This is a genomic window from Methylobacterium sp. ap11, from assembly GCF_900110515.1.
Classification (GTDB): Bacteria; Pseudomonadota; Alphaproteobacteria; order Rhizobiales; family Beijerinckiaceae; genus Methylobacterium; species Methylobacterium ajmalii.
In genome coordinates, this window is sequence record NZ_FOEB01000001.1 from 231,951 (window position 1) to 247,881 (window position 15,931).

Here is a 15,931-nt window from a genome sequence, read left to right on the forward strand (position 1 = left end):
TCCGTTCGCGAAGGTTCATCCCCCCATGGTTCCGTTCCGGTTGCCGGCCGCGCCGCGCGCGCTGGCCGCGGCGCTCGCCCTGCTGGCGCTGCCGTTCCTCCCCACCGTCGCCCATGCCCACGAGGGCCACGACCACGGCGCCCCGCAGGCGCCGGTCTCGAAGACCATCGCGCCGCGCGGCGAGGCGGCGTCCGCCGCCTTCGAGCTGGTGGCGATCCCCCGGGGCGACGCCCTGGTGCTCTGGCTCGACCGCTTCGCGACGGGCGAGCCGATCACCGACGCCACCCTGGAGGTCGAGACGCCGGCCGGCCCCGCCACGGCCGAGGCCGCCGCGGACGGCAGCTACCGCCTTCCCGCGCCCTGGCTGGCGACGCGCGACCCGGGCCGGGCCCATCTCGACCTCGTCGTCACGGTGACGGCCGGCGCCGATGTCGACGTGCTGTCGCTGGCGGTGGCCCTGGCCCCGGCCGAGGGCGGCAATGCCGCCGCGTCGGCGCAGGCCGGGCACCCTGCACAAGCCGGGCACCCGGCGCATGCCGGGCACGACGACGAGGGCTGGGTCCAGGTGCTCGGGGAGCGCCTGACCGAAAAACTCGCCGCCCGCGATCCGGGCGCCGGCCTCTTCGCGGCCGGCGGCTTCGTGCTCGGGCTCGCCGCCATGGCGCTGATGCGGGCCGGGCGCCGGGCGCCGGTCCTCGCCGTGCTGGTGCTGGCCGCCACCCTGGTGCTCGGCGCCACCGCCTTCGCGCATGACGGGGACCATCCCGAGACCCGGACGGCGCTCGTCCCGCCGCCCACCGACCTCGCCCAGCGCCTCGCCGACGGCGCGGTGTTCGTGCCGAAACCCACCCAGCGCCTGCTCTCCCTGCGCACCCAGGTCGCGGCCGAGGGCGCGTTCCGCCGCACCATCGCCCTCCCCGGCCGGATCATCCCGGACCCGAATGCCAGCGGCGTGGTGCAGTCCTCGGTCGGCGGGCGTCTGGCGCCGCCGCCATCGGGCACCTTCCCGCGGCTCGGCACCAGGGTCCGCGCGGGCGAGGTGCTGGCGCTGGTCACCCCGCCGGTGCAGCGGGTCGATTTGTCGGACATGCGCCAGCGCCAGGGCGAGCTCGACCAGCAGATCGCCATCGTGCAGCGCCGGGTCGACCGCTACCTCAAGCTCAGCCCGAGCGGCGCGGTCGCGCAGGTCCAGCTCGACGAGGCGCAGGACGAACTGAAGGGCCTCAAGGACCGCCGCACCGCCCTCGACCGCATCCGCCAGGAGCCCGAGGTGCTGGTCGCTCCCGTGGCCGGCGTGATCGCCGAGGCCGCGGCGGTCGCCGGACAGATGGCCGCGCCCGGCCAGATGGTGTTCCAGATCGTCGATCCGCAGAGGCTCTGGGTCGAGGCGCTCAGCTTCGATGCCTTGACGCCCGCGGCGGATGCCACCGCGCGGATGGCCGACGGGCGGACCCTGCCGCTCGCCTACCAGGGCGCGGGGCTCGCCGACCGCAACCAGGCGATCCCCGTGCAATTCGCGATCCAAGGCGGCTCGCAGGGCCTGCGGGTCGGCCAGTTCGTCACCGTGCTGGCCGCCACCGACGCCGAGCGGCACGGCCTCGCCCTGCCGCGGGCGAGCGTGGTGCGCACCGCCAACGGCCAGGACGTGGTCTACGCCCACAGTGGGGCCGAGCGCTACGAGGCGAAGCCGGTGCGCGTCGCGCCCCTCGACGGCACCCGGGTCCTGGTCGAGGCCGGAATCGTGCCCGGCACCCGCGTGGTGGTCCAGGGCGCCGAGCTCCTGGACCAGGTCCGGTAAGGGGAACGCGGCAGATGTTCTCGTTCCTCGTCACGCAGTCCCTGCGCAACCGCCTGCTCGTCCTGGCGCTGGCCCTCGTGCTGGTGCTCTACGGCGCGTTCAGCCTCACGCGTCTCCCGGTCGACGTCTTCCCCGACCTCAACCGGCCGACCGTCACCATCATGGTCGAGGCCGAGGGCTACGCGCCCCCGGAGGTCGAGCAGATGGTGACCTATCCCGTAGAGACCCGCCTCAACGGCCTGCCCGGGGTGACGCGGGTGCGCTCGGTCTCCGGCGTCGGCCTCGCGGTGGTCTACGTCGAGTTCGCCTGGGGCACCGACATCTACCGCAACCGCCAGCAAGTCGCCGAGCGCCTGGCCCTGGTCCAGGACCAGCTGCCCCGCGGGGTCACGCCCCAGATGGGCCCGGTCTCCTCGATCATGGGCCAGGTGCTCTTGATCGCGGTCACGGGCGAGTCGGTGAGCCCGATGGAGCTGCGCGAGACCGCCGATTTCGTGCTCCGGCCCCGCCTCCTCACCGTGCCGGGCGTGGCGCAGGTGATCCCGATCGGCGGCGAGGTGCGCCAGTTCCGCGTCGCCCCGAACCCGGCGGCGATGCGGGCGCTCGGGCTCACCAACGCCCAGCTCGACGCGGCGCTCCAGCAATTCGGCACCAATGCCGGCGGCGGCTTCACCGACCAGTATTCGCGCGAGTACCTGATCCGGAACATCGGCCGCACGATGAGCCTGGAGGACCTGGGCGACCTCGTGGTGGGGGCTGCCGGCAACGCCCCGGTGCGGCTGCGCCAGGTGGCGGACGTCTCCTTCGCGGCAAAAGCCAAGCGCGGCGAGGGCGGCTACCAGGGCAAGCCGGCGGTCATCGTCTCGGTCGAGAAGCAGCCCGACGTCGACACCGTGGCGCTGACCCGCTCGATCGAGGCGGCGCTCAAGGACCTCGCCCCCTCGCTGCCCGCCGGCATCTCCGCCGACAAGATCCTGTTTCGCCAGGCCGACTTCATCGAGACCTCGATCGGCAACGTCGAGCGGGTGCTGGTCGAGGCGATCGCCGTGGTGGCGCTGGTGCTGTTCGCCTTCCTGCTGAACGTCCGCACGACGCTCATCTCGCTCACCGCGATTCCCGTCTCGATCCTGACGACGGCGCTGGTGTTCCATCTGCTGGGTCTGTCGATCAACACGATGACGCTCGGCGGGCTCGCCATCGCGATCGGCGAGCTCGTCGACGACGCGGTGGTCGACGTCGAGAACATCTTCCGGAGACTTCGCGAGAACCGGGCCGCCGGCAACCCGCGCTCGGTCTTCGACGTGGTGGTGGCGGCCTCGAACGAGGTGCGGTCGGGCATCGTCTACGCCACGGCGATCATCGTGCTGGTCTTCGTGCCGCTCTTTGCCCTCTCGGGCATCGAGGGGCGGCTCTTCGCGCCGCTGGGACAGGCCTACATCGTGTCGATCCTGGCGAGCCTCGTCGTCTCGATCACCCTGACGCCGGTCCTCGCCTCCTGGCTGCTGCCGGGCCTCAAGAGCCTGGAGGAGCACGAGAGCCGGTTCATCCGGGCGCTCAAGCGCCTCAACGCGGCGGCCTTGGGGGTGGTGTTTCGCCACCAGCGGCTGCTCGTCGGCACGGTCGCAACCCTCGTCGTGGCGGCAGGGCTCGCCGCCTCGCAGCTGCCGCGGGCCTTCCTGCCGCCGTTCAACGAGGGCTCGTTCACCGTCACCATGGCGTTCACGCCGGGCATCTCGCTCACCGAGAGCAGCCGGGTCGGAGCGATCGCCGAGCGGCTGCTGATGGAGATCCCGGAGGTCGCGGCGGTCGGCCGGCGCACCGGCCGGGCCGAGCTCGACGAGCATGCCGAGGGCGTCCATTCCTCCGACTTGGAGGTGGCGCTCAAGGGCGGCGGCCGGCCGAAGGCCGAGCTGGTGGCGGAGATCCGCCGGCGGCTGGCGGTGCTGCCAGTCTCGGTCAATGTCGGCCAGCCGATCTCGCACCGGCTCGACCACATGCTGTCCGGCGTCCGGGCGGAGATCGCCCTGAAGATCTTCGGCGAGGACCTGGATTCCCTGCGGCGCGTCGCGGCCTCGCTGCAGGAGCGGATGCGGGCGATTCCCGCCCTCGCCGACCTGCAGATCGAGAAGCAGACCCGGATTCCGCAGCTCGAGATCCGGGTCGATTACGGCCGGGCGGCGCTCTACGGGGTGCAGCCGGCGGCGTTGGTCGAGCAGATCAGCCGGCTCTCCAACGGCCGCCTGGTCTCGACGGTGATCGACGGCTATCGCCGCTTCGACGTGGTGCTGCGCCTGGCGGACGCGCAGCGCACCACCGCGACCCTGAGCGACCTCCTGGTCGAGACGCCGTCCGGCTGGGTGCCGGCGCGCCAGGTCGCCGACATCCGCGAGACCGACGGCCCGAACCAGATCCTGCGCGAGAACGGCCGTCGGCGCCTCGTCGTGATGGCGAACACCGTGCCCGGGTCCGACATGGCCGACATCGTGCCGGCGATCCGCAAGGCCGTCGCCGCCGAGACCCTGCCGCCGGGCGCGTTCGCGAGCCTCGAGGGCACCTTTCAGGCGCAGGAAGAAGCGAGCCGCACCATCGGGGCCCTGTCGCTGGTCTCGCTGGGCCTGATCTTCGCGCTGCTCTACAGCCGCTACCGCTCGGCCGCGCTGGCGCTGATCATCCTCGGCAGCGTGCCGCTGGCGCTGGTCGGCTCGGTGGCGGCCCTGTGGCTCGCCGGCCAGCCGCTCTCGGTCGCCTCGATGATCGGCTTCATCACGCTCACCGGCATCGCGGCCCGCAACGGCATCCTCAAGGTCAGCCACACGCTGAACCTGGCGCTGCACGAGGGCGTGCCGTTCGGCCCCGGCCTCGTGGTGCGCGCGAGCCTGGAACGGCTGACCCCGGTGCTGATGACCGCGCTCTCGGCCGGCGTCGCCCTGGTGCCGCTCCTCTATGACGCGGCGAGCCCCGGCAAGGAGATCCTGCATCCGGTGGCGGTGACGATCTTCGGCGGGCTCGTCAGCGCCACCCTCCTCGACGCGCTGCTGACACCGGTGCTGATCCTGCGCTTCGGCCGCCGCCCCCTGGAGCGCCTGATGGCGGCGCGGGACGCCACGCCGGCGCATGCGCCGGCGGGCGCCGCGCCGGCCGACCTCTACTGATTCCCCCTCACCCGGAGAGAGACACGATGCTGATCCGCCGATTCCTCACCGCCGGCACCCTGGCCGTCGCCCTGCCCTTCTGCGCCCATCACGCCTGCGCCCACGAGGGCACCGGCCACAACGGCGGGCGCATCGCCGATGCGGGTCCCTATCACATCGAGCTCGTGACCAGGGACCGGCGGGTCGAGGTCACGATCTACGACGCGAAGGAGAAGGCCGTGGCCCCGGCCGGCTTCAAGGGCACGGCGATCCTGGTGGTCGGCGGCAAGCCCGCCCGCGTCGTCCTGGCCCCGTCCGGGGCCGGCCTCGCCGGAGAGGCCGAGGTGGCGCTCGGCGCAAACCCGAAGGGCGTCGTCCAGATCACTGGGCCGGACGGCGCGGCGGCGAGCGGCAAGTTCAACTGACGCGCCTGCTTCGCCCGGCGCGGGTTTCCCCCTCCCCCCGCGGGCGGGGAGAGGACTTCACCCCCCTTGTCGGGGGTGAAGTGAGCGCAGGCGAAAGCCGAAGCGAGGGTGAGGGGGTGTCACCGGAGGAGGCTCCCGCGGCACCACCCCCTCACCCTCGCGGCGAACCCGCGGTTCGCCGCTTCCCGGGCCCCTTCGGAGCTCGGGCCTCTCCCCGCTCGCGGGGAGAGGGGAAACCCGTACTAGTCTCGCCGCGAAAGCGGATCCCGGGGTCTTGAGCCGCGCAGGAGTGAGGAGATTATCGCCGAATGTCCGGCTTCCGGGCTCCGCGACGCGGCCCCTGAGTGACGGGGGCGTCGTGATCCGGCCGAGCCGGTCGAACAGGCTCTAAACGTAAGATCTTGTTCCGCGAGGCGAGTGCTGCCGCGGATGAAAGGGTGGCCGACGCAAGTCGACGCGAGATCACGCCGCCTTGCGCAGCACCTGCGACGACACAAGGTCCCGCAGCGAGCGGATCGTAGAGAAGACGTCGCGGTTCAGGAGGTCTTCCGGGAACTCGACTTCGAAATGCTCTTCCAGGTCCATCATCACCTGGACCGCCCCGAACGAGTCGAGGCCGTTGTCGAACAGGTCGTCGTCCTCGGAGAGACGGTCGAGGGTGATCCCGAGGGTGCCGTGGCGCGCCAGAATCGTCCGTATGTCCTGCGCAGAAACCATGACCCGTCCTCATCGACTGGTGTGGTAGACTAGAGCGTTACAGTCCGGAAATCAAATCCCTTATATCAATCTGGTTAAGCCGTTTCACCGGGCGGATGATCTCGCCGTCGGCACCGATCCTGCGGGTCCGGCGCGATGACCGTACCCGGATTCCCGGAATCGGTCGGGGTCGTGCGGAAACGGGACGGATGGCGGGCGATGCGCGGGCGTGACGGCTCAGATCGATTCGAGGCGCTGGATGGGGTACGGGGCGTCTGCGCGCTCGGCGTGGCGTTCTTCCACATGCCGCTCGCCCACCCGCTTCAGGGGCAGGCCTGGTTCCCGAACCTGCAGGTCTGCGTCGACATCTTCTTCGTGCTGTCGGGCTTCGTGCTGCTGCACGCCTACGGCGACCGTCTGGCGACGGGCCGCCAGGTGTGGCGCTTCGGGCTGATGCGCTTCGGCCGGCTCTGGCCGCTGCACGCCGCGACGCTCGCCCTGATGGTCGCGCTCGAGGGGGCGCGCCACGTCTACCTCTCGCACCATGCCGGCCTGCCGGTGGCGACGCCGCCCTTCGGGGCCGGGCACCGGCCGGTCGAGATCCTGACCCACCTGACCTTCCTGCACAACTTCCGCACCTTCGGCGATTACAGCTGGAACTTCCCGTCCTGGAGCATCGCGGTCGAGTTCTACGCCTCGCTGCTCCTCGCCCTGACGGTGCTGGCGGCCGGACCCCGGGCGCGTCTCGTCTTCGCGGCCCTGGCGGGCGCGAGCGCGCTGGCGCTGTGGTGGGTGAGCCCGCGCACGCTGTTCGTGATCCAGAACTGGGGCATCGTGCGCTGCCTGTTCGACATGTTCCTCGGCTGCCTCGCCTACACCCTGCGCGACGCCGTCCGGCTCCGCCGCCCCGCTGCGACGGCGGCCGAGGCGGGGGCCGTCCTCGCCGTGGCGCTCCTCGTGGCGACGATGCCGGCCGGCCCCCTCGCCTACGGGGTAAGCCTCGTCTTCGCCGCTTCCATCGCGCTGTTCTCGCACCAGCGCGGCGCGGTGTCGGGCCTCGCCCGCGCCGGGCTGCCCCAGCGCCTCGGCCTGTGGTCGTTCTCGGTCTACCTGCTGCACGTCCCGCTGATCCAGGTCTTCACCACCGCGATGCACGCCCTCGAGGCGCGCACCGGCCTGCCCCGGACGGTCGTCCTCGGGCACGACCGCTACCTCGATTTCGGCTCCGGGGCGGCGAACCTCGCGGTCGCGGCCGGCCTCGTCGCCGCCACGGTGCCGCTCGCGGCCCTGGCCCACCGCCTGATCGAGCGCCCGGCCCTCGCCTGGTTCCGGCGCAACGACGCGCGCCTCGCCGAGGCCGGGCCCGTCGGGCGCCTCGCGACGGGTGCGCCCGCGGCGCTGACGCCCTGACCGCCGGGATGTCTCAGATTGGCATGGTCCGGGCGCCGGAGCGGCGGCCGGATCGGTAACCGAACCGCGACTAAGTTGTCTGCCACACCCCACCGGGTGCGAAGCGGTCGAAGGAGGCCTCTTCGCCGGTGGACGGCCGGGGTGGGTCGGTGTTTGGCCGGTCAGGGGCAAGATATCGTCGATCCGGATACGCGCGGGATCGGGTCGCTCCGATCCGGCATCGGGATCGGACGAGGTCTCGACCGGTCCCGGAGTGATCGGGTCCGGCCTTTGATTCGGCGGGATCTCGGCAAGTGGGATCCCGGTAAGTGGGATCTCGGCAAGTCGGGGTCGGCGGCGATCGTCGCCCCGAGACGGAAACCGGTGTCGCGCGTCGCGGAGCCATCGATCGGACATCGCATGAGCCAGGGCTACGAGATGGCGACGGCAGAGCCCGCCGCGGCGCTCCCCCGCCGGACCGGCGGCACCCTCGCGGACCTGTGGGGCTCGGCGCGCCGGCGCGCGCTGTGGATCGTCGCGGGCGCCTGCGCGATGGGACTGCTCGGCGGCCTCTTCGCCCTGCGCCAGGTGCCGACCTACCGCGCCACCGTCGAGCTCCTGATCGACCCGCAGGCGCTGCAGATCGTCGGGCGCGGCCTGTCGCGCCAGGACGCTCCGGCCCAGCTCGATTTCGCCAACCTCGAGAGCCAGTCCCTGATCCTGCTCTCGACCAAGCTCCTCGACGCGGTCGTGGCGCAGCTCGGCCTCGACCACGATCCGGTCCTCACCCGCGGGGCGCCCCCCGGTGCCGATCCGGCGGTCGTGGCGCTGGAGGCGCTGCGCAAGCGCATCGTGGTGCGCCGGGTCGAGAACTCGTTCAACTTCCAGCTCACCGTCGGCTACCCGGATGCCCGGCGCGCCGCCGAGATCGCCAACACCATCGCGGCGCAGTTCTTCGAGATCGGCGCCCGCGACCGGGTCTCGGCGGTGCGCCGGGCCAACGAGGGGCTGCTGACCCAGGCCGCCGACCTGCGCGCCCAGCTCAACCGGGCCGACGTGGCGGTGGAGCGCTACCGGGCCGAGAAGGGCCTGATCGGCTCGGGCGATGCCGGCCTCCTGGTCTCGCAGCAGCTCAAGGACCTCTACACCCAGATCACCGCCGCCGAGACCAACCTCGCCCGGCTCTCGGCCCGGCGCGAGGTGGTGCGCCAGCTGCGCACCCCCGACGGGCAGGGCCAGGCGGTGCCGGAATCCGACACCTCCCAGGTGATGGTGTCCCTGCGCACCCAGTACGCCCAGACCCTCCAGGAGATCGCCCAGCTCTCCCGCAGCCTCGGGCCGAACCACCCGCAGATGATCGCGCTGTCGGCCCAGCGCGCCGCGACCGCCCGGCTGATCGCCGCCGAGGCCGACCGGATCCGCCGCACCATCGAGGAGGACCTGCGCCGCGGCGAGGAATCGCTGCGCCAGCTGCGCGCCCGGGCCGAGCGGCTGATCCAGACCCAGACCAGCAGCAACCAGGAGGGCATCCGCCTGCGCCAGCTCGAGAGCGAGGCGGAGGCGATCCGGCGCACCTACAACCTCGTCCTCGACCGGACGAAGGACCTCGAGCAGCAGCAATCGATCAACCCGAGCAACTCGCAGATCGTCTCGCGCGCCACCGTGCCGCTCAAGCCCTCGGACACGCCGGCGCCGATCGTCGTCGTGGCGGCCGGCCTGTTCGGGGCGGTCCTCGGGCTGATCCTCTGCTTCCTGTACGACCTGTGGCGCGGCAACATCACGACGGTCGCGGCCCTCGGCGCCGCCGGGGCGCCGGTCTGGGCCCGGCTGGCGCGGCCGGGCCGGGCCGGCCGGGGGGCCAGCGCCGAGGAGGCCCTCGTCACCGCCGCCCGCGAACTGCGCACGCGGCTGTCCGGCCGGGCCCAGGCGGTCGTCGTCACGGTGGTGTCCGAGGGGCTCGGCCCCGAGCGCCTGCACGCGGCCGAGGTGCTCACCGACCTCCTGCTCCGCCTCGGCGAGCCGGCCCTGCTGGTGCCCGAGCAGGCCCATGCCCGCCTCGGCTTCGGCGACGGCCCCTCCGGCGACGCGCCGGTGCGCGGCCGGCTAGCCGTGCTCGATCCCGCCCGCGGGGTCGAGCGGATGACCCGGCCGGAGATCATCGTGGCCGAGCGGGACGTCGGCCACGGCGACGGCTGGCTGTCGATCCCCGAGACCTCCGACGCGATCCTCCTCGTCGTCGCCCCCGGCCGGATGACGCGAAGCCGCCTCGAGCGCCTGCTCGCCACCCTCGACGGGGCCGGCCGCTTCCGGGCGCAGGGGCTCCTCGGCCTCGTGGCGGTCGAGGCGCGGCGGCGCCCCGCCGCGCGCCGCCGGGCGCCGGCGCTGCCCGGCCTCCAGCCCGGCCAGGGGCAAGGCCGGCCCGGCCGGGTCCGGGCGGCGTGAGCCGCATGGGACCCGCGCACCAGGGGGGCGCCGTCCTCGCGCTGCCCGCGGCGGACGGGCGGGCGCCCTACCAGGCCCGGGCCGCGCACGCCCTGCTGGTCGCCGCCCTCGTCTTCAACGCCGTCCTGTGCTTCCTCAACACCGCGGGCTTCCCGGTCTCCGGCGGCACGGTGATCGGCGCCGAGGTGGCGATCATCGCGCTCACCCTGGGCTTTGCCCTCGACGAGCGGGCCGGCCCGTGGCTGATCCTCGCCGGGCTCGTCACCTACGGGCTGCTGCTCCTGGCTTTGCGCGGCTCGACCGACGTGAAGGGCGTGCGCGACTTCCTGATCCCGGTCGTGTTCTACAATCTCGGGATGCGCAATCCCGACCTGCGCGACGCCGACCGGGCGGTGCTGACCTGCGGCGTGATCGTGGTGGCGATGGGCCTGTTCGAGTACGGCCTGTTCGACGTCTACCAGAAATACTTCAACATCGTGCGCTACTACGTGGCCCGCGGCAGCATGTCCCCGTCGGAGATCAACGAGCTGACCGGCTCGCTGTTCACCAGCGGCATCCGGCCGGATTCGCGCACCATCCTGCCCTTCCTCGGGCCGCACCGGGTCTCGTCGGTCTTCCTCGAGCCGGTCTCGGCCGGCAATTTCGGCGCCGTGCTGTTCGCCTGGGCGCTCTACCGCCGCACTATGCGGGGGCGGGCCTGGCTGTTCCTCTGCGCCGCCCTCACCGTCATCCTGGCCGATGCCCGCTTCGGCGCCTATGTCTGCGTCGCCATCACGGGAGCGATGTGGGTGGGCTGGCGCCTGCCGCGCCTGCTCTGGTTCGCCCTGCCCTTCGCCGTCCTGCTCGCGCTCGCCGTCTACGGCTTCGAGAGCATGCAGGTGACCTGGCAGAACGACATGGCCGGCCGCCTGCTCTGGGCCGCGCTGCTGATCACCTCCCTGCCGCCCGAGGGCGTGTTCGGCATCCTGCCCGACAAGCTCTTCCTGTCGGATTCCGGCTACGCCTACGCGCTGACCCAGGTCGGGGTGCCCGGCGCGCTCGTGGCCTGGGGCCTGTTCGTGCTGATGCCGGCGCGCAACCGGGATGCCTGGCGCCTGCGCTGCGCCATGGCGATCTATACCTGCCTGCTCCTGGTGATCAGCGACTCGCCGTTCTCGATCAAGACGGCGGCCGTGGTCTGGTTCATGCTCGGCGCCGCCGACGGCGCGCCGGAGGGGTCCCCCGGCGCACCGCGGTGAGCCGTGCCCTCACACGCTCTCGCCGCGCCGGCGCCGCTCGGCGTCGTCCCAGGCGGTGAGCGGCTGGTAGTCGGGCACGAAGCCGAGGCCCTTGCGGGCGTCCGACGACACCGCGACCTGCGAGGTCGTGACGTCGATGAGCGCCGGGGCGTTGGCGAGCGCCCGCGCGATCGCCGGGGCCAGGTCCTCCGGCCGCGTCACCCGCTCGCCGTGGGCGCCGAGCGCCCGGGCGAGCCCGGCATAGTCGGAATCGGCGAGCAGCGTGCCGACGACCCGGCCGCCGTAATTGAACTCCTGGTCGTAGCGCTCGATGTTCCAGGCGGCGTTGTTCGACACGATGATCACCGGCTTGGCGCCGTGGCGGACCGCGGTGTCGATCTCCATCGCGTTGATGCCGAACGCCCCGTCGCCGGTGACGCAGATCACCTGCCGGTCCGGATGGGCGAGCGAGGCCGCGGTGGCGTAGGGCACGCCGATCCCGAGGCAGCCGAAGGCGCCGGCATCGAGGTAGGTCCGCGCCTCGAGGCCGACCCGGGCGAAGCTCAGGAGGTCGCCGCCGTCGGCCACCGCGATGTAGTCGGGGCTTGCGACCTCGCGGATCGCCGCGAAGATCGCCGCCGGGTGGACGCGGCCGTCTCCCCCGGTCTGCGGGACCGCGGCGCCGGTCGAGCGCGCGACGTGGCGCGCGCGCAGCCCTTGCGCCCATTCCCTCTCAAGGGCGGGCGCCCGGTTGCCGGCGGCCTCGACGATCGCGGCCAGCGCCAGCGCGGGCGTCGCGAGCAGCTCCGGCTCGCCGCGGCGGTTGTCGACGAGCTCCCCGGCCGTGTCGGCGATGCGCACGAAGCGGGCGTTGGGAAACACCGCCGGCGAGCCGTAGCCGAGCTGGTAGTCGAGCTTGCGGCCGACCACCAGAACCACGTCGGCCTCGGTCATCGCCGCGGCCCGCATCGCGCCGACGGTCGCGGGATGGTCGGCCGGGACGAGGCCGCGGCTCTCCTGCGTGTCGAGGTAGACCGCGCCGAGCGCGTCGAGGAGGCGGATCAGCTCGGGCCCCGCCTGCTTGGCCCCGCGCCCGCTCACCACGAGCGGGCGCCGCGCCCCCCACAGCGCGTCGACGGCCTGCGCCACGCCCGCGGAATCCGGTGGCAGGACGCGCGGCGCCTTCGGCCGCATCCAGTCGTCGAGGACGAGCTGCGGCGGGACATTGGCGCGCAGCACGTCGGTGGGGATCTCGATGTAGACCGGGCCCGGCTCAGCCAGGTCGCCCATCGCGCGGGCCACCGCCTCGTCGAGCTCGCGGATCACCTGGTCGGCGACCCGGGCGGTGCGCGACTGGCGTGTCACGGGGCGCAGGATGTCGACGTGGGGGATGTCCTGGAGCGGGCCGAGATTGGCCTGGGCCCGCGAGGTGCAGCCGCCGATCAGCAGCACCGGCACGCGGGCGAGCGAGGCGTTGGCGATGCCGGTGACGCAGTTGGTGACGCCGGGCCCGGCGGTCGCCATGCAGACGCCGAGCTCCCCGGTCAGCTCGGCATGGGCGTGGGCCATGTGGACCGCGGCGCCCTCGTCGCGCACGTCGACGATGCGGATGCCGAGGCGGGCGCAATGGTCCCAGATCGGCTGGATGTGGCCGCCCTGGAGCCCGAACACCCGGTCGACGCCTCGCGCCTTCAGGAACCGGGCGATCCAGGCGGCGCAGGATTGCGCGTCGGCGTTGAGGTCCTGGACGGTGGCCTGCTGGCTCATGGTTTCCTCCCGTTACATCGTTGGTCGCGCCTTGGGCGCGTCGTGCTGGCCGAGGTATTCGTGCCGAATGAGGGGGCATCCTTGTAGAGCGGGTGCCGGAGCGACGGCCGAGAGCGTGACCCCTCCCCCGCAGAGGGGGGAGGGTTCATGCTCTCGGCCCTACCCCTCCCCCCGCACCAGCCGTTCCTTCAGCTTGCGGTGCAGGTTCTTGCCCGTCGCCGTGCGGGGCATCGCCGCGTCCTCCAGGAACGAGACCGTGCGCGGGCGCTTGAAGCCGGCGAGCCGATCCTTGCACCAGCCGAGGATCTCGGCCTCGGTCGCCAAGGCGCCGTCCCGCAGCACCACGACCGCGTGGACGCGCTCGCCCCAGGTCTCGTCGGGCAGTCCCACCACCGCGACGTCGTGCACCGCCGGGTGGCCGCCGAGCAGGGCCTCGACCTCGGAGGGATAGATGTTCTCGCCGCCCGAGATGATCATGTTGCTCTTGCGATCGACGAGATGGATGAAGCCGTCCGCGTCGCGCCGGGCCATGTCGCCGACGGTGCAGTACTCGCCGCGGAACGCTTCCCGGGTCTTCTCCGGCAGCTTCCAGTAGCCGTCGAACAGGTAGGGGTTGGAGCAGAACAGTTCGCCCGCCTCGCCGTCCGGCACCTCGCGGCCGGCCTCGTCGAGGAGCCTGATCGGCGCCGAGCCGACGCATTCGCGCCCGACCGAGCCGAGCTTGGTGAACTGCTCGGGCGGGTGCAGCATCGTCGCCCAGCCGACCTCGGTGGCGCCGTAGAGCTCGTAGAGCCCGGAATTGGGAAAGAACTCCATCACCGCCCGCTTGGTGTCGGGCCGGGCCGGCGCCGAGGAGATCATCAGGCGGGTGATGCGGGTGAGGTCGTAGCGCGCCTTGGCCTCCCGGCTCAGGCCCAGCATCATCGCGTAGTGGGTCGGCACCAGGGAGGTGAAGCTCGCACCCCCCTCGGCCAGCGCCCGCACGCAATGCTCCGGATCAAAGCTCTTGCGCGAGTAGACGCTGGTGACGCCGCCGCAATAGCTGAAGGCGCCGAAGAAGTAGAGCGAGTTGGCGTGGCAGAGCGGCATGACTAGCAGCGCCGAATCGCGCCGGTGGATGCCGAGCTCGATCTCGGTGATCAGCGACAGCATCGCGGCGCCGCGATGCGAGCGGATCGCCCCCTTCGGCTTGCCGGTGGTGCCCGAGGTGTACATCAGCATCCACGGATCGGCCGGATCGATGGCGATGCCGGGCTCGTCCTCGCGGGCCCGCGCGATCAGGTCCTCGTAAGCCGAGAAACCCGCCGGGCAGGGCGTGGCCCCGAACCACACCACGCGGGATTCCGCCACCGGCAGGTCGGCACGGATCTCCTCGATCGTGCCGGCGAGCTCGTCCTGCAGGATGAGGGCCGAGACCTCGGCATCCTCCAGGATGTAGCGCACCTCCTGCCCGACGAGCCGGAAGTTGATCGGCACCGCGACGAGGCCGGCCTTCGCCATCGCGGCGTAGATCTCCAGCCACTCGACGCAGTTGTAGGCCAGCACCGCTACCCGCTCGCCCTTCGCGAGGCCGAAGCCCAGGAGCGCGTTGGCCAGGCGGCAGGCGCGGGCGTTCCACTGCCGGAACGTCATCGCGCGCTCGAGGTCGCGCGCGCCGATCCGGTTGGGCTGCAGGCGCGCCTGGACGGCGAGCATCTGCCCGGGCGTGAGCACATCCCTCATCGTGGTCGTCCTCGTCTGGTCTCTCGGCGCGGGATGGGTTCGGTATTGTGGACGGCCGTGCCACCCTCCAGGTCATCCCGGGGCCGCGGAGCGGAACCCGGGATCCATAGCCACCGGCCTTTCAGAATTGGGCGGAGCGCCGGTCGCCTTGAGCAGGCATCGTCAGCGATGATGGATCCCGGGTTCTCGCCTACGGCGAGTCCCAGGATGACGCAGTGAAAATCAAGCCGGCGCATAGACTGCCGTAATCGTGCTCACCCGATGTCGCCGGCGTATTTCTGAACCAGTGCCCAGGCCTCGGGCCCGAACTTTTCCCGCCACTGGCCGTAGAACTTCGTCGCCTTGAGGGTGGACTGGAAGGCATTGGGGTCGGTGGTGTTGAACACGAGTCCCCGTCCCTCCAGCTCCTTCTGTACGTCCCGGTTGGCCTTCGCGATGTCGTCGCGCTCGCGCAAGGCCGCGGCGTTGAGGTGCTTCTCCATGATCGCCCGCACGTCGGCCGGCACGCCCTTCCAGATGCGGCCGCTCGCCATCATCCAGAACCCGTCCCAGGCGTGGTTGGTGAGCGAGCAGTATTTCTGCACCTCGTAGAACTTGGCGAAGTTGATCAGCGCCAGCGGGTTCTCCTGGCCGTCGGCGATCCGGGTCTGGAGCGCCGAATAGGCCTCGCTCAGCGGGATGCTCACCGGCGCGGCGCCGAGCGCGGAGAACATCGAGACCCAGAGCGGCACCACCGGCACGCGGATCTTGAAGTTCTTGAGGTCGTCGGGCGTGCGGATCGGCTTGGTGCTGGTGGTGATCTGGCGAAAGCCGTTGTCCCAGGTCGCCTCGAACGGCACCAGATTCGCCTTCTCGATCGCGCGGCGGATGTAGCCGCCGACCTCGCCGTCCATCGCCGCCCAGACCGTGTCGTAGCTCGTGAAGGCGAAGCCGATGCCGGTGAGCGAGGTCGCCGGCACCAGGGTCGAGACCACGGTGCCCGGGAAGGTCGCGAGTTCGAGCGCGCCAGAGCGGATCTGGGACAGCATGTCCGAGTCGCTCCCGAGCTGGTTCGATGGAAACAGGCTGATCTCGACCGCGCCGTTGGTCTCCTTGGCGATCGCCGCGATCGCCTCCTTGAGCCGGACGTTGACCGGATGCGGCACCGGCAGGTCGGTGCCGAGCTTGAAGGCGAGCGTCCGGCCTTGGGCCAGGGCGGGCCGGGGGAAACTGCCGGCCGCGAGGGCGACCGCTCCCAGCCCGGTGGCCAGCAGGCGGCGGCGGTGCAGGCCGGTCGGGTGCGGATCGGTCAGCCTCTTATTGGTCATGGCGTCTCTCCCTCGGGAATCCCGATGCTCGCGATGG

The 15,931-nt window shown here is 72.0% G+C and carries 10 protein-coding genes; 6 read left to right on the top strand and 4 right to left on the bottom strand.

Translation table 11 applies throughout. The features are described from left to right. Positions 1-25 precede the first annotated feature (25 nt). From BMX97_RS01000 to BMX97_RS01010, 3 genes are read left to right on the top strand one after another with little or no spacing between them, the layout of a single operon-like run. Complete coding sequence (locus tag BMX97_RS01000; protein ID WP_091744524.1) at positions 26-1,798, top strand: RND family efflux transporter; 1,773 nt, start codon at positions 26-28, stop codon at positions 1,796-1,798. Positions 1,799-1,812: 14 nt separating this feature from the next. Further along, the gene (locus tag BMX97_RS01005; protein ID WP_091744526.1) at positions 1,813-4,950 is read left to right on the top strand and encodes an efflux RND transporter permease subunit; all 3,138 of its coding nucleotides are present in this window, start codon (positions 1,813-1,815) and stop codon (positions 4,948-4,950) included. 26 nt (positions 4,951-4,976) lie between these two features. After that, entirely contained in the window at positions 4,977-5,354 is a 378-nt protein-coding gene (locus tag BMX97_RS01010) for a hypothetical protein (RefSeq protein WP_244538215.1), read from the top strand. Between the two features lie 462 nt (positions 5,355-5,816). On the opposite strand, the gene BMX97_RS01015 is transcribed toward BMX97_RS01010, so the two are convergent. Further along, positions 5,817-6,071 (bottom strand): acyl carrier protein, encoded by a 255-nt coding sequence (locus tag BMX97_RS01015; RefSeq protein WP_091744528.1) that lies wholly within the window; start codon positions 6,069-6,071, stop codon positions 5,817-5,819. Between the two features lie 198 nt (positions 6,072-6,269). On the opposite strand from BMX97_RS01015, the gene BMX97_RS01020 reads away from it, so the two are divergent. The 3 genes from BMX97_RS01020 to BMX97_RS01030 all read left to right on the top strand — a co-directional run bounded on the left by BMX97_RS01020 (position 6,270) and on the right by BMX97_RS01030 (position 11,119). Next, complete coding sequence (locus tag BMX97_RS01020; RefSeq protein WP_177202083.1) at positions 6,270-7,460, top strand: acyltransferase family protein; 1,191 nt, start codon at positions 6,270-6,272, stop codon at positions 7,458-7,460. A gap of 399 nt (positions 7,461-7,859) precedes the next feature. Continuing rightward, the gene (locus BMX97_RS01025) at positions 7,860-9,881 is read left to right on the top strand and encodes a GumC family protein (RefSeq protein ID WP_091744532.1); all 2,022 of its coding nucleotides are present in this window, start codon (positions 7,860-7,862) and stop codon (positions 9,879-9,881) included. Positions 9,882-9,886: 5 nt separating this feature from the next. After that, positions 9,887-11,119 (top strand): hypothetical protein, encoded by a 1,233-nt coding sequence (locus tag BMX97_RS01030; protein WP_091744534.1) that lies wholly within the window; start codon positions 9,887-9,889, stop codon positions 11,117-11,119. Between the two features lie 9 nt (positions 11,120-11,128). Here BMX97_RS01030 and BMX97_RS01035 read toward each other — a convergent pair whose 3' ends face one another. From BMX97_RS01035 to BMX97_RS01045, 3 genes are all read right to left on the bottom strand, one after another. Further along, positions 11,129-12,865, bottom strand: a complete 1,737-nt coding sequence (locus BMX97_RS01035) for a thiamine pyrophosphate-binding protein (protein ID WP_091744536.1) — start codon at positions 12,863-12,865, stop codon at positions 11,129-11,131. Between the two features lie 159 nt (positions 12,866-13,024). Then, positions 13,025-14,587, bottom strand: a complete 1,563-nt coding sequence (locus BMX97_RS01040; RefSeq protein ID WP_091744538.1) for a class I adenylate-forming enzyme family protein — start codon at positions 14,585-14,587, stop codon at positions 13,025-13,027. A gap of 254 nt (positions 14,588-14,841) precedes the next feature. Continuing rightward, entirely contained in the window at positions 14,842-15,894 is a 1,053-nt protein-coding gene (locus BMX97_RS01045) for a TRAP transporter substrate-binding protein (protein WP_091744540.1), read from the bottom strand. Positions 15,895-15,931: the final 37 nt, after the last annotated feature.

What these genes read in the sequence shown, in the direction of transcription:
- BMX97_RS01000 (WP_091744524.1), top strand. Translation starts at nt 26, where the DNA reads ATGGTTCCGTTCCGGTTGCCGGCCGCGCCGCGCGCGCTGGCCGCGGCG.
- BMX97_RS01005 (WP_091744526.1), top strand. Translation starts at nt 1,813, where the DNA reads ATGTTCTCGTTCCTCGTCACGCAGTCCCTGCGCAACCGCCTGCTCGTC.
- BMX97_RS01010 (WP_244538215.1), top strand. Translation starts at nt 4,977, where the DNA reads ATGCTGATCCGCCGATTCCTCACCGCCGGCACCCTGGCCGTCGCCCTG.
- BMX97_RS01015 (WP_091744528.1), bottom strand. Translation starts at nt 6,071, where the DNA reads ATGGTTTCTGCGCAGGACATACGGACGATTCTGGCGCGCCACGGCACC.
- BMX97_RS01020 (WP_177202083.1), top strand. Translation starts at nt 6,270, where the DNA reads ATGCGCGGGCGTGACGGCTCAGATCGATTCGAGGCGCTGGATGGGGTA.
- BMX97_RS01025 (WP_091744532.1), top strand. Translation starts at nt 7,860, where the DNA reads ATGAGCCAGGGCTACGAGATGGCGACGGCAGAGCCCGCCGCGGCGCTC.
- BMX97_RS01030 (WP_091744534.1), top strand. Translation starts at nt 9,887, where the DNA reads ATGGGACCCGCGCACCAGGGGGGCGCCGTCCTCGCGCTGCCCGCGGCG.
- BMX97_RS01035 (WP_091744536.1), bottom strand. Translation starts at nt 12,865, where the DNA reads ATGAGCCAGCAGGCCACCGTCCAGGACCTCAACGCCGACGCGCAATCC.
- BMX97_RS01040 (WP_091744538.1), bottom strand. Translation starts at nt 14,587, where the DNA reads ATGAGGGATGTGCTCACGCCCGGGCAGATGCTCGCCGTCCAGGCGCGC.
- BMX97_RS01045 (WP_091744540.1), bottom strand. Translation starts at nt 15,894, where the DNA reads ATGACCAATAAGAGGCTGACCGATCCGCACCCGACCGGCCTGCACCGC.